Source organism: Micromonospora sp. NPDC050784 (genome assembly GCF_044456765.1).
Lineage (GTDB): Bacteria > Actinomycetota > Actinomycetes > Mycobacteriales > Micromonosporaceae > Micromonospora > Micromonospora foliorum.
Map to the genome: position 1 here is coordinate 65,381 of NZ_JBITGG010000030.1, position 12,975 is coordinate 78,355.

The following is a 12,975-nucleotide window of genomic DNA, read 5'->3' on the forward strand; positions in this document are numbered from 1 at the left end:
CGGGTTGCAACCTACTCGGAGGGATCGTCGGCGTCGTGCTTATCCAGCCGTCAGCTCGTCGACGGCGGGGTTGACCCGGGCCGGTCCGTGGGCGGCGTGTCGTCGGGCCGGTTCGCGGCCGGAGGCGGCGGGTAGCTCGGCTCCCCACTCGACGGATAGCCCGGCTCACCGGATGCCTGCGGGTAGCCGGGCTGACCCGGCGCCTGCGGGTGGCCCGGGTAGCTGGCGCCCGGGGTCGGCGGCTCCCAGCCCGCGGCGGGCTTGCGGAAGAACGGGTTCGCCTTCGGCAGCGCCAGCAGGACCAGCGCCGTGATCAGCGCGATCAGGCTGAGCACACCGAGCAGGAGGCTGACCGGGGTGACCCAGGAGGGCAGAGCCTCCTCCAGGCGGCGCTGGATCTCCTCGGGGCTCGGCCCATCGCCGCCGGTCCCGCCACCGGTGTTGAAACCACCGGCCGCGTTGCTGAGCAGGCCACCGCCGACGCAGCAGACCATGATGCCGCCGACGATCCAGGTGGTGATCCGGGTACCGTTGCGGCCCTGGTTGTTGAAGAGGGCCAGCACGCCCAGCACGACCGCGAGCAGCAGCAGAAGAATGCTGCTGCCGATGCCGATGACGACGAAGACGTCGGCCACCTGGTCGCCGTCGGTGCTGCTGCCCGCGTACGCCTCACGGAGCGCGTCCCGCGTCTTGCCGAAGGTGCTGAGCGTGATGATCAGACTGATCACCTGGAGCGCCAGGAACAGGAAGAGCAGGTAGCTGGAAATCGACACAATGGATGGCCGCTGGCGGGCCGGCGTGCTCTGGGAATCGACCACGATTCTCCTTCCCTAAGATCGCGCCCACACCGTATCGACAACCGGCCAGTTCGGCATGCCGTGACGAGCCCGGCGCGTCCGCCCGGTCCGGCTCAGCGGGCTTCGGGCGTGGTGCGGATCGTCAGGTCGGCGGGGTCCAGCAGGTCACCGCGGGCCACCCTCCAGCCCTCCTCGCCGTACGCCTCGAAGGAGAGCCGCGCGGCACCACCCGACTGGTAGTCGTGGTAGCGCATGGTCCCGGTCGACGGCAGCTCGGTCTCTCCGGTGGCGGTGTAACGCGCCTGCCCGGTCTCGGCCCAGGTGTAGCGCCGCCCGCCGAGTTCGATGGTCGGGGCGCCCGGGGTGACGGTGGCCCCCGGTTCGGCGGTCCAGAGCACCAGCTCGAGTTCGGGGCCGTCCTCGACGGAGAGCCGGTGGCGGGTGCCGGAGTCGTCGTCGAGGAGGTGCTGCACCCAGCTCCAGTCGCCCTCGACCAGGCGGATCGTGGCGCTCACCGCGTACTCCCGGTCGCGGATCCGCACGCGGTCGCCCGGGGTCAGGCGGAGCGGGCCGCGCGGCGGCTCCGCCGGCTGGCCGTCTGGCCGGCTCGTCGCCCGCCGGCGGGCCCGCACGACGACCACGACCACCGCGAGTACGGCAACTGCCGCCACCAGGCACGTCACCACCGCGTCCACCCGACCACCTCCCCAGGTACGTCGGCGCAGACGGTAACAACCTTCGGCACCAGGAAGGCCCGCGCTGTGGCCGACAGCTCAGCTAGCGGAGGCCGTCGGGGCCGTCGTCCGGTGCCGCCGCCGATGGTCCGGTCGGCCCTGGTGAGCCGCTCGGCGCGCCCGAGGGCAGGTGCGCGGCCGGGTCGGGGCAGATCAGGTACCCGGGTGGGAGCGGCTGGCTCGGCGGCAGGAAGCCCGGCACGAGCGGAACGGTCGGATATCCGTAGCCGGGCGGGGCGTAGTAGGGAACGGGCATCGCCCACGCCGGGTCGGGAAGCGCCTCGCTCGCGGTAGGCGGCACGAACCAGCGGTTCGCCGGCGGCAGCGCCAGCAGCAGGACCACGGCCGCGGAGAGTGCCAAGACGGTGAGCACGCCCAGCCCCGCCGCGGGGAAGAAAACGTCGTCCCAGGGATCGGTGCCGGCGTAGAGCGTGTCGAAGAACGTCGAGGTCTCCCACTCCTCGTCCCATTCCGGTGACGGCTCCGCCGCGAGCTCCGGGGCGACCAGCAGGGGTACGAGAAACCCTCCGGAGCAGCACTGCGCGAAGCAGACCAGCAGCTGCGCGCCACTGGCGACGAAGACCAGGATCCGCGCGACGTTGGCGCCCCGCCGGACCGGCACGGCGGTGGCCGCCAGCCAGATCGCGAGCAACACCGCCGGTACGCCGAGGATCAACGTCGTCGCGATGTTGCCCTGCCGTTCGCCAGCCACCTCGTCCGGGTCGGCGTCCGGCACCAGTCGTACCGCACGGTCGATCTGGCCATCGAAGTGCACCGCCTCGGCCACCGTCAGCGCGGCCAGGCCGAGCAGCACCAGCACCACGGCCAGTTGCAGCCAGAAGGCGATGGTCACGGTGGTCGGCCGGGGCGGACGCGGCGCGGCGGCGGGCGGGCTCATGGCTCGCAACGTACGGCGCGTCGTCGACGACCGGCAGGACCAATCGGGCAGCACCGACCGGCGAATGGATCATGCTGCGGCGAGCCGCCGGCTGGCGTACGTGCCCAGGGTTTCGCGGTCCATCACGCAGCCGACGAAGGTGGTGAACTCGCTCGGGTCGTCCCGCAGCGACGTCCAGGCCGCTCGGGCCGCCGCCGGGTCGAGGCGCTCCAGCAGCGTGGCCGCGTACGCCCGGCCGGCGGGTGTGCCGTCGGTCAGCACCCGGTCGAGCTGGCGACGGACCTCCTCGGGGTGGTCGTCGACAGCGGCCGAGACCCGCTCGTACGCCTCCGTCACCGGCAACAGGTTCCCGGCGATGCCAACTCCCCCGAAGGCGAGCGTGTCAGCCGTCACCAACGTGTCGACGGCCGCACCAAGTTCCCGCTCCCATTTCTTTCCAATCCCAAACATGCCCCACCTCTTTCCCCGCCCACCCCGGCTCCACCCTGTTGATCAAGAGGTTTGCGTCATGGGAAGACATCGGGCTGACGCAAACCTCTTGATCAACGTGTTCGGGCGGGGTTAGGCCGGGGTTACCGAGAGGGTGTTGGTATTGGGGGAGCGGTCTACCTTTACCGTTTGGCCGTCGCGGATTGATCCGCTCAGCAGTGCCTTGGCCAGTTGGTCTCCGATCGCCGTTTGGACCAGGCGACGGAGCGGGCGGGCGCCGTAGATCGGGTCGTAACCGTGCTCGGCGAGCCACTCCCGGGCGGACTCGGTGATGTCCAGTGCCAGTCGGCGGCCCGCAAGACGGTCCCGCATCCGGTCCAACTGGATGTCGACGATGGAGCGCAGGTCGTCCCCGCGCAGCGAGGCGAAGACCACGATGTCGTCCAGCCGGTTGAGGAACTCCGGCTTGAAGTGCGACCGGACCACGGCCAGCACACCCTCCCGACGCTGCTCGTCGGCGAGCGTCAGATCGCTGATCACCGACGACCCGAGGTTGGACGTGAGGATCAGGATCGCGTTGCGGAAGTCCACCGTGCGGCCCTGACCGTCGGTGAGCCGACCGTCGTCGAGCACCTGGAGCAGCACGTCGAAGACATCCGGGTGGGCCTTCTCCACCTCGTCCAGCAGCACCACCGAGTACGGCCGCCGGCGCACCGCCTCGGTGAGCTGACCACCCTCGTTGTAGCCGACGTAGCCGGGCGGCGCACCCACCAGGCGGGCGACCGAGTGCTTCTCGCCGTACTCGCTCATGTCGATGCGGACCATGGCCCGCTCGTCGTCGAAGAGGAACTCGGCGAGAGCCTTGGCCAGCTCCGTCTTGCCGACGCCGGTGGGGCCGAGGAAGAGGAAGCTGCCGGTCGGGCGATCCGGGTCGGCGATACCGGCGCGGGCACGGCGTACCGCGTCGGAGACCGCGCCGACCGCCTCGGCCTGGCCGACCACCCGGCCGCCCAGCGACTCCTCCATCCGCAGCAGCTTGGCCGTCTCACCCTCCAGCAGGCGACCGGCGGGGATGCCGGTCCAGGAGGCGACCACCGCGGCGATGTCGTCGGAGCCGACCTCCTCCTTGAGCATCGCGCCGTCGGCCTGGAGCTGGGCCAGCTCCTCCTCGGCCTGCTTGAGCTCGACCTTCAGGGCGGGGATCCGTCCGTAGCGCAGCTCGGCGGCGCGTTCCAACTCGCCGTCCCGCTCGGCCCGCTCGGCCTCGCCGCCGAGGCGCTCCAGCTCCTCCTTGGCGGTGGAGAGCTTGGTGATGTGGCTCTTCTCCGTCTGCCAGCGCTCGGAGAGCACGGTGAGCTGCTCGCGCTTGTCGGCCAACTCCTTGCGGAGCCGCTCCAACCGCTCGGCCGAGGCGGCGTCCGGCTCCTTGGCCAGCGCCATCTCCTCGATCTCCAACCGGCGGACCGCCCGCTCGATCTCGTCCACCTCGACCGGACGGGAGTCGATCTCCATCCGCAGCCGGGACGCGGACTCGTCGACCAGGTCGATCGCCTTGTCCGGCAGGAACCGGTCGGCGATGTAACGGTCGGACAGGGTCGCGGCGGCGACCAGCGCGGCGTCGGTGATCCGTACGCCGTGGTGCACCTCGTAGCGCTCCTTGAGCCCACGCAGGATGCCGATGGTGTCCTCGATGGTCGGCTCACCGACCAGCACCGGCTGGAAACGACGCTCCAGCGCCGGGTCCTTCTCGATGTGCTCGCGGTACTCGTCCAGCGTGGTGGCGCCCACCATCCGCAGCTCACCACGGGCCAGCATCGGCTTGAGCATGTTGCCGGCGTCCATCGAGCCCTCGCCCTTGCCGGCGCCGACGACTGTGTGCAGCTCGTCGAGGAACGTGATGACCTGCCCGTTGGAGTTCTTGATCTCCTCCAGGACGGACTTCAGCCGCTCCTCGAACTGGCCGCGGTACTGCGCGCCGGCGACCATCGCGCCGAGATCCAGCGAGATCAGCTTCTTGTCGCGCAGTGACTCGGGCACGTCGCCGGTGACGATCCGCTGGGCCAGGCCCTCGACGATCGCGGTCTTGCCGACGCCGGGCTCGCCGATCAGCACCGGGTTGTTCTTGGTACGCCGGGAGAGCACCTGGATGACCCGACGGATCTCGGAGTCCCGGCCGATGACCGGGTCGATCTTGCCGTCCCGGGCGCTGGCGGTGAGGTCGACGCCGTACTTGGTGAGGGCCTGGTAGGTCTGCTCCGGGTCGGCGGTGGTGACCCGACGGTCCCCACCGCGAACGGTCGGGAAGGCGGCGACCAGGGCCTCCTCCGTGGCACCGGCGGTCTTCAGCGCGCCGGACACCGCCCCGCCCACCCGGGCCAGGCCGGCGAGCAGGTGCTCGGTGGAGGTGTACTCGTCGCCCAACGGCCGGGCGATCTGCTCGGCGGCGCCGATGGCGTTGACGAACTCCCGAGCCAACGTCGGCTCGGCGATGCTGGAGCCGCGGGCGGCCGGCAGGGCGTCGACCGCACGCTGGGCGGCCTGGCGCAGCTCGGTCGGGTCGGCCCCGACGGCGCGCAGCAGACCGGTGGCGGTCGAGCCGTCGGTGTCCAGGAGTGACAGCAGCAGGTGCCAGGGCTCCACGGTGGCGTGACCACGCTGGTTGGCCAGCGCGACGGCGCCCGTGATGGCTTCGCGGCTCTTGGTGGTGAGTCTTTCGGTGTTCATGGGCTCCCCCGGATCGGCGTTGTCCACTGGGTTGGACACAACCAGAGTTGAGCGTATTCCGCTCAACCTTAGCGCGTGACGCCCATCACTCCCGGCGCCGCCACCGCCAGTCGAACTCGCCGGCCGCCGGGGGCGGGCCGGGCAGCGGGTCCGCGTCCGGCACCGACGACAGGCCGGCCAGCAGGACCGCGAGCTGCCGGCGGCGCAGTTGGCGGGTCCGCTCCGGATCGGGTACGCGGACCGCAGCGCACGCCTCCAACAACAAACCCAGATCGTGTACGACCGCGTCGCGGCGCAGCCGCCCGCTGCCGTGGGCCCGGTCGACCAGGGCGCTGGCCAACTCGCCGGCGCGCACCGCGTCCCGACCCATCTCCCCGGTCGGGGTGAAGGTGCCGGCCAGGTGGACGGTGAGCGAGTGCACGTCGGCGTCGACCACCCGGGTCAGGAAGCCGGTGAACGCGGTCCAGTCGTCCGGCTCGGCCAGGGCGGTCTCGGCCTCTGCCACGTACCGTCGTAGCCCGTCGTGGCAGAGCTGACGCAGCAGGTCCTCCTTGCCCGCGTACCGCCGATAGAGCGCGCTGATGCCGACGCCCGCGCGCTCGGCGACGGCGGCGATCGGGGCCTTCGGGTCGTCGAGGAAGACGGCGCGGGCGGCTTCGAGGATGACCTCGTCGTTGCGGGCGGCCTGGGCGCGGCGACCGCCAAGCGTCTTGCCGGAAGTCGGTGACATGCCCGCAGTCTAACAGTGGAACGGATCGTTCCGCTCTGCTATGGTGATTGCAGAACGAAACATTCCGTTCCGAAGGAGTTCCGGCATGAGCGACACCGCGACCCGCCCGTTCCGCGTCGAGATCCCGCAGACCGCGCTGGACGACCTGGCCGCCCGGCTGGGCCGCACCAACTGGCCCGCCGACCTGCCCGGCGCGGGTGACTCGTACGGGATGGGCACCGACCGGGTGCGCGCCCTGGTCGACCGGTGGCGGGGCGAGTTCGACTGGCGTGCCGTCGAGGCCCGCCTGAACGCTCATCCGCAGTTCGTCACCGAGATCGACGGCGAGCGGGTCCACTTCCTGCACGTCCGCTCGTCCCGGCCGGACGCCACCGCGCTGCTGCTCACCCATGGCTGGCCCGGCTCGGTGCTGGAGTACCTCGACGTGATCGCCCCGCTCACCGAGCCGACCGACCCGGACGCGCCGGCCTTCCACGTGGTCATCCCGTCGCTGCCCGGCTTCGGCTTCTCCGGCCCGACCCGCAGCGCCGGCTGGAACCGGTTCCGCATCGCCCGCGCCTGGGCCGAGCTGATGAACCGACTGGGGTACGACAGCTACGGCGCGGTGGGCAACGACGCCGGCTCGATGATCGCTCCGGAGCTGGCCCGGGTCGCCCCGGAGCGGGTGCTCGGCGTCCACGTCACCCAGCTCTTCTCGTTCCCCTCGGGCGACCCGGCCGAGTTCGCCGGGCTCTCCGAGGCGGACCAGGCCGCGCTCGGGCACCTCCAGTGGTTCTACGAGAACAAGTTCTCCTTCAACCAGGTGCACAGTCAGCAGCCGCAGACCCTGGCGTTCGCGCTGGCCGACTCGCCGGTGGGGCTGCTCGCCTGGAACAGCCAGCTCTTCGACGAGAGCCTGGATGCCGACTTCATCCTGGCCAACGTGGCGCTCTACTGGTTCACCGGCACGGCCGCCTCGGCGATCCGGCTCTACTGGGAGGACGCGCACGCCGGCGAGCCGCCGACCGAGCCGACCACCGCTCCGACCGCGCTGGCCATGTTCCCCGGCGACTTCCAGTCCATCCGCCGCTTCGCCGAGCGGGACCACGCGAACATCGTCCGGTGGACGGCGTACGAGACCGACGTCGCCGGCCGGGGCGACGTCGGCGGCCACTACGCCGCCCACCAGGCCACCGAGGTGCTGGTCACCGACATCCGCGAGTTCTTCGCCGGCCTCCGCTGACCCCGGCGTGCCCAGGTGCCCGCGCCCGCTCCGCCGGCGCGGGCACCGGCGCGTCCGGCCCGGGCGCCGGCCCGACCGGCGAGAGTCTTCCAAGATCTGCGCTTTGTTCACGAAGCGGTAGCCTTGGAGGGTGCGAGTACGTGTCGAGCAGACCGCCTTACCTGGGATCGGGGTACGTCACGATCTGGTGACGGAGTCCGGACGCCGCCTGGGCGTCGTTTCCCACCGCAACGGCCGCCGTGATCTCGTCCTCTACGATCCCGACGACCCCGACGCCTGCCAGTCGGACATTCCGCTGACCGACGACGAGGCCGAGGCTCTGGCCGACATCCTCGGCGCGTCGCTGATGCTCGGCCAGCTCTCCGGGCTGCGCGAGCAGGCCGCCGGTCTGCTCACCGAGCAGATCGCCATCACGGCCGGGTCGCCGTACGTGAACCGGAAGCTCGGCGACACCAAGGCGCGTACCCGCACCAGCGCCTCCATCGTGGCAGTGCTGCGCGAAGGCGAAGTGATCGTTTCGCCACTCCCCTCCTTCCGCTTCGCGGCCGGCGACGTGGTGGTCGTTGTCGGGACCCGTAGAGGTCTCGACGGCGTGTCCGCCATCCTCGCCGACAGTGACCCGGACGGCTGAGGCGGATGCACGATTTCACCACGCTGCTCATCGAAGTCGGTGCGCTGCTGCTGCTGCTCGGGCTCCTCAGCCGGCTCAGCCGGCGTTTCGGCCTCTCTCCGATTCCTCTCTACCTGCTCGCCGGGCTCGCGTTCGGGCACGGCGGGTTACTGCCGCTGGACGCCAGCGAGGAGTTCTTCGCAGTCGGCGCCGAGATCGGCGTCATCCTTCTGCTGGTGATGCTCGGCCTGGAGTACTCGGCCAATGAACTCGTCGGCAACCTCCGGTCGGCGGCACCGGCAGGGCTGATCGACGGCGTCCTCAACGCGCTACCCGGCGCGGGGTTCGCCCTGCTGCTCGGCTGGGACTGGGTCGCCGCCCTGGTACTCGGCGGAATCACCTGGGTCTCCTCCTCCGGGGTGATCGCCAAGGTCCTCGCCGACCTGGGTCGGCTCGGTAACCGGGAAACGCCGGTGATCCTCTCGGTGCTGGTCATCGAGGACCTGGCGATGGCCCTCTACCTGCCGCTCGTCACCGCCGTACTGGCCGGCACCGGCCTGCTCGGCGGCGGGATCGCGCTCACCGTCGCGGTGGGCACGGTGCTGATCGTGCTGGTGGTCGCCATCCGGTACGGCCACCTGATCTCGTCCGCCCTGTCGGCGAAGGACCCGGAGGCGCTGCTTCTCGGCGTACTCGGTCTGACGTTGCTGATCGCGGGCATCGCCGCGTCGCTCCAGGTGTCGGCGGCGGTCGGCGCGTTCCTGGTCGGCATCGCCCTCTCCGGCCCGGTGGCGCACCACGCCACCGAGTTGCTCTCGCCCCTGCGGGACCTGTTCGCCGCGGTGTTCTTCGTCTTCTTCGGCCTGACCACCGACCCGCAGGACATTCCGCCGGTGCTGCTGCCGGCGCTCGCGTTGGCCGTGGTCACCATGGCGACGAAGACGCTCACCGGTTACCTCGCCGCCCGCCGGGTCGGCATCGCGGAACCTGGTCGATGGCGGGCCGGCCTCGCACTCGTACCCCGAGGTGAGTTCTCCATCGTCATCGCCGGGCTCGCGGTGGCCGCCGGGAGCGTCGAGCCGCGGTTGGCAGCGCTGGCCGCGACGTACGTCCTGATCACCGTGGTGACCGGGCCGATCCTGGCCCGGCTGCCGGACTTCCCGTGGTTCAAGCGGTGGCTGCGCACCCGCGCGGCGGCCCAACGGCGGGAGCCGACCCCGGTCGCCGACTCACTTCACTGACGTCCACCTGAATGCCGCGGCGGCGTGGGTCGCACCCTCGCGCAGGTAGAAGCGGTGCGCCTCGGTCCGGCCCAGGCCGGACTCCAGGAAGACGTAGTCGGCGCCCTGTTCGTGCGCCCATGCCCTGGCCGCCGCCAGGAGTTTGGAGCCGACACCCCGGGAGCGCCAGTCGGGGTGCACCGCAAGATCCTCGATCGAGGCCCGACGGCCGAAGCGCACCGAGAGGATGTCCAGGTAGACGCTGGCCACGCCGATCAACTGATCTTCATCGGATCGCGCCTCGAAGAGTGCGACGTCTTCGTGGGCGAGCAATTGCGCGGTCCGCTCGACCGCGCGGTTGCTGTCCCAATCCACGGGACGGCTACCGGGAGGGGCGAAAAGCCACTCCAGCCCCATGACGAACTGGGCTTCGGCGCCCCGCTGGAACCGTCGAACGTGGATTGTCATAGGAGCATCATCGGCCGCGATGTCGATGCAGTGGACCCACCCATGCCAACGGTTGCGGAATTGCTCCCGATGGGGACTACCGCAGCAACCGTGGGCGGGTTACCGTTTCGCCCCAGCAGCCAGGGTCCGCAGGCAGCGTTGCCAGACGCGGGCGAGAGCGGAAGGTTGGCCGGTGAGCGTGCAGGAGTCGACGTTCCACGGCTTCGCCAACCCCGTCGATCCGACTCCGGCGGAGTTGCGAGCTTGGGCGTACAAGCCCGATTCGGTGCCGTTGGCCTCGATGCCACCCGACTGGGACCTGTTGGTCTCCGGCGATCGACTGGTGCTGACGCTCTTCGAGTTAGCCATGGACCCGACCTGTCCGGCCCGGCGCTTCGCGCTGCACTGCCTGTACATCTACGCGGCCGACGGCATCCGGACGAACTTCCGCGCCCACCCCAAGCGCCGCTTCCGCAAGCTCGTCGAACAGGCCGAACGCGACGGCGACGAGCTGATGAAGATCTGGGCGCACAACGGCAGAGTGCTGCTGGCCCGACCGGATCTCTTCGTCTACCGCGACTGGTGCGAAGGCGGCCTGGTCCGCGAAAACCGTCGCCTCGGCTGAGACGGCCCAGACTTTCCTCGCCAGCTACGGCGGGGTGGTGTTGCTGTGTGCGGTCCTTTGGAGCTGATGTCGCAAACGATTCACGCCCGGCCCGCCCGGAATCGGTCCGCTCGGATCGGTCGAGGTCGATGGGTGCCGGTCTCGATTGGTCGAGGCACGTCCAGGCAGGTCGAGGCAGAGTTTGTGGCGTGAGGTCGCAAACGATTCAGCTCGAAAGGATCTGCACGTCGGCCTGGCATCCACCCGGAGTCGAAAGCGGCGTCACCACGTCCCGGCCCGCACGTCGTAACGGCCAACGGGCCGCGACCCCCAGCGCGGGCACCCAAGCGTCCCGGCCCGCACTCGACGACGACGAACGGGCCGGGACCCCCCGTGGGTCCCGGCCCGCACGTCGGTCACCGGTCAGTCCTGCTTGCGTTCCGTCTCGGCTCGGCCCCGTTCGCCGGGGTGGTCGCCGTCTTCGGCGAACCGGCCCGCGATGATCCGATCCCGGTAGGTCCCCTCGGTCACCTTGTCGAACTTCTTGCGGACGGTCTCGGCCAGGTCTTCCAACCGGTCCTCCGTCTGCTGGGCCACCTTCTTCGCCGGCTCCGCCATCGCTTCCCCCTCGCCATGCCGGTAGGTCCGGATTAAGCCGATTGGACCCTTATCGACAGGCTAACCGAAGCGGCCCGGACCGCGCCGGGAATCCAGCGTGGTCCGGGCCGAGAAGACAGATCCGGGTGAGCGGCGGGTCAGCGATCGGGCATGCGGCGGGGACGCCACACCACCAGGGCGGTGGACGTGCGGTTGGTCGGCACAAGATCCCGGCCCGGGAAGCGGGCCAGCGACTCCAGCTCGGCCACCCGGCGGTACGCGGCGTCCAGCTCCGCCTCCAGCCGGGCCACGCGCTGCTGCGCCTGCTCCAGCAGCCGCTCCAGCCCGATGATCCGCTTGACGCCGGCCAGGTTGATTCCGTCGTCCTGGCTGAGCCGCTGCACCTCGCGCAGCAGCACGACGTCGCGGACGCTGTAGCGACGCCCGCCACCGGCGGCCCGGCCGGGCTGCACGAGCCCCAGTCGGTCGTACTGGCGCAGGGTCTGTGGGTGCATCCCCGCCATCCGCGCCGCCACCGAGATCATCAGCACCTTGGCCTCGTAGGCAGGGTCGCCCGAACCGAGGAACTCGCCCGACATCCCGCTCACCTCCGCGTCCATTCCACCGGACTAACTGACTCGACGCACCCGCGCGTCGAGATGTTCCCGAGCCGCCGGCGGAGTCTGCTCGGCGAACGACTCCAGCGCCGTGCGCGCCTCGTCCGACAACCGGGCCGGCACCACCACGTCCAGCGTGACCAGCAGGTCACCGGCCTGCCCGTCGCGGCGAACCACACCCTTGCCCCGGGCCCGCAGCACCCGCCCGCTCGGCGTCCCCGGTGGCACCCGCAGGGTCACCGCGCCGTCGAGCGTGGGCACCCGCAGGTCCGTGCCGAGCACGGCCTCCGCGAAGGTGACCGGCACGGTCAGCGTCAGGTCGTCTCCGGTGCGCCCAAACAGCTCGTCCGGCCGAACCTTGACGTGCACGAAGAGGTCACCGGCCGAGCCACCGCGCTCGCCCGGCTCGCCGCGCCCGGCCAGCCGGATGCGTTGGCCGTCGGCCACACCGGCCGGGAAGCGCACGTTCATGGTGCGGGTCTTGGTGACACCGCCGCTGCCGTGGCACTCCGGGCACTTCTCCTCGACCACGGTGCCGACGCCCTGGCAGTTGCGGCACGGCTCGGAGAAGCTGAACGACCCCTGGTTGCGGGTGGTCACGCCGGCACCATGACAGACCGGGCAGGTACGCGGCTGGGTGCCGGGCTTGGCCCCGTTCCCATGGCAGGTGTCACAGACTCCCGGCGCGCGCAGCGTCAGGGGAAGAGTCACTCCGCGTACCGCGTCGCCGAAGTCCAGTGCCACCTCGGTCTCCACGTCCCGGCCACGGGCCGGACCGCGTGGCGCGGCCTGCCCACCGGCCTGCCCCCCGCTGAAGATGGAGCTGAACAGGTCCTGGAAGCCGGCGCCTCCGAAGCGGCGATCGCCGCCTCCGCCGCCGCCGAACATGTCGGAGACGTCGAACGGCATGCCGCCCGGCTGACCCCCACCTCGGGCGTTGCGCCGGAACGCGCCCGAGCCGAAGAGCGAACGCATCTCGTCGTACTCGCGACGGCGGCCGCTGTCGGACAGGACGTTGTACGCCTCGGACGCGGCCTTGAACCGCTCCTCGGCCTTCGGGTCACCCGGGTTGTGGTCCGGGTGCGACTCCCGGGCCACCTTGCGGTACGCCTTCTTGATGTCATCCGCGGAGGCGGCCTTGTCCACGCCGAGCACGGCGTAAAAGTCCTTCTCGATCCAGTCCTTCGAACTCACCGGTCCACCTCCTTCCGACCCTGGTGGCCCGGCCGTGCCCCCCCCCCCCGGGGGGGGGGGGGGGCCGGCCCGGGCCCGCCCCCCCCCCCTGCCGCTACCCGCCCCCGCCCCCCCCCGGGGGCCCCCCCCCCCGCCCCCCCCGGGCTCCCCCG

14 protein-coding genes are annotated in these 12,975 nt (G+C 71.0%); 4 read left to right on the forward strand and 10 right to left on the reverse strand.

Annotated features, from left to right (window positions below; all coding sequences use genetic code 11):
* Positions 1–50: 50 nt before the first annotated feature.
* From ACIBD9_RS30035 to ACIBD9_RS30060, 6 genes are all read right to left on the reverse strand, one after another.
* A complete protein-coding gene (locus ACIBD9_RS30035) occupies positions 51–818 on the reverse strand; it encodes a hypothetical protein (protein WP_396722696.1) in 768 nt (255 codons plus the stop codon).
* Positions 819–910: 92 nt separating this feature from the next.
* Entirely contained in the window at positions 911–1,492 is a 582-nt protein-coding gene (locus ACIBD9_RS30040; RefSeq protein ID WP_396722697.1) for a DUF4178 domain-containing protein, read from the reverse strand.
* Positions 1,493–1,574: 82 nt separating this feature from the next.
* The gene (locus ACIBD9_RS30045) at positions 1,575–2,429 is read right to left on the reverse strand and encodes a hypothetical protein (protein ID WP_396722698.1); all 855 of its coding nucleotides are present in this window, start codon (positions 2,427–2,429) and stop codon (positions 1,575–1,577) included.
* 69 nt (positions 2,430–2,498) lie between these two features.
* Positions 2,499–2,879, reverse strand: coding sequence for a hypothetical protein (locus ACIBD9_RS30050; RefSeq protein ID WP_396722700.1), 381 nt, complete (start codon positions 2,877–2,879; stop codon positions 2,499–2,501).
* A gap of 111 nt (positions 2,880–2,990) precedes the next feature.
* Positions 2,991–5,582, reverse strand: coding sequence for an ATP-dependent chaperone ClpB (gene clpB, locus ACIBD9_RS30055; protein WP_396722702.1), 2,592 nt, complete (start codon positions 5,580–5,582; stop codon positions 2,991–2,993).
* Positions 5,583–5,667: 85 nt separating this feature from the next.
* Positions 5,668–6,312 carry a TetR/AcrR family transcriptional regulator gene (locus ACIBD9_RS30060; protein ID WP_396722703.1) on the reverse strand — a complete coding sequence of 215 codons (645 nt, stop codon included), beginning with the start codon at positions 6,310–6,312 and terminating at the stop codon, positions 5,668–5,670.
* Between the two features lie 85 nt (positions 6,313–6,397).
* Between ACIBD9_RS30060 and ACIBD9_RS30065 the strand changes: the two genes are divergently transcribed.
* The 3 genes from ACIBD9_RS30065 (at position 6,398) to ACIBD9_RS30075 (ending at position 9,385) form a co-directional block, all read left to right on the forward strand.
* Entirely contained in the window at positions 6,398–7,534 is a 1,137-nt protein-coding gene (locus tag ACIBD9_RS30065) for an epoxide hydrolase family protein (RefSeq protein WP_396722704.1), read from the forward strand.
* Positions 7,535–7,664: 130 nt separating this feature from the next.
* Positions 7,665–8,165, forward strand: coding sequence for a cation:proton antiporter regulatory subunit (locus ACIBD9_RS30070; RefSeq protein ID WP_030332098.1), 501 nt, complete (start codon positions 7,665–7,667; stop codon positions 8,163–8,165).
* 5 nt (positions 8,166–8,170) lie between these two features.
* Positions 8,171–9,385, forward strand: a complete 1,215-nt coding sequence (locus tag ACIBD9_RS30075) for a cation:proton antiporter (RefSeq protein WP_396722705.1) — start codon at positions 8,171–8,173, stop codon at positions 9,383–9,385.
* On the opposite strand, the gene ACIBD9_RS30080 is transcribed toward ACIBD9_RS30075, so the two are convergent.
* Positions 9,374–9,832, reverse strand: a complete 459-nt coding sequence (locus ACIBD9_RS30080) for a GNAT family N-acetyltransferase (RefSeq protein WP_396722706.1) — start codon at positions 9,830–9,832, stop codon at positions 9,374–9,376. The genes ACIBD9_RS30075 and ACIBD9_RS30080 overlap by 12 nt on opposite strands.
* Positions 9,833–10,004: 172 nt before the next feature.
* Between ACIBD9_RS30080 and ACIBD9_RS30085 the strand changes: the two genes are divergently transcribed.
* Positions 10,005–10,436 carry a hypothetical protein gene (locus tag ACIBD9_RS30085; protein WP_030332093.1) on the forward strand — a complete coding sequence of 144 codons (432 nt, stop codon included), beginning with the start codon at positions 10,005–10,007 and terminating at the stop codon, positions 10,434–10,436.
* Between the two features lie 402 nt (positions 10,437–10,838).
* Here the strand turns inward: ACIBD9_RS30085 and ACIBD9_RS30090 are convergent, their stop codons facing one another.
* From ACIBD9_RS30090 to dnaJ, 3 genes are all read right to left on the reverse strand, one after another.
* Entirely contained in the window at positions 10,839–11,033 is a 195-nt protein-coding gene (locus ACIBD9_RS30090) for a hypothetical protein (protein WP_396722707.1), read from the reverse strand.
* Between the two features lie 137 nt (positions 11,034–11,170).
* The gene (locus ACIBD9_RS30095) at positions 11,171–11,611 is read right to left on the reverse strand and encodes a heat shock protein transcriptional repressor HspR (RefSeq protein WP_088952117.1); all 441 of its coding nucleotides are present in this window, start codon (positions 11,609–11,611) and stop codon (positions 11,171–11,173) included.
* A gap of 30 nt (positions 11,612–11,641) precedes the next feature.
* Positions 11,642–12,823, reverse strand: a complete 1,182-nt coding sequence (dnaJ, locus tag ACIBD9_RS30100) for a molecular chaperone DnaJ (RefSeq protein ID WP_396722709.1) — start codon at positions 12,821–12,823, stop codon at positions 11,642–11,644.
* Positions 12,824–12,975 lie beyond the last annotated feature (152 nt).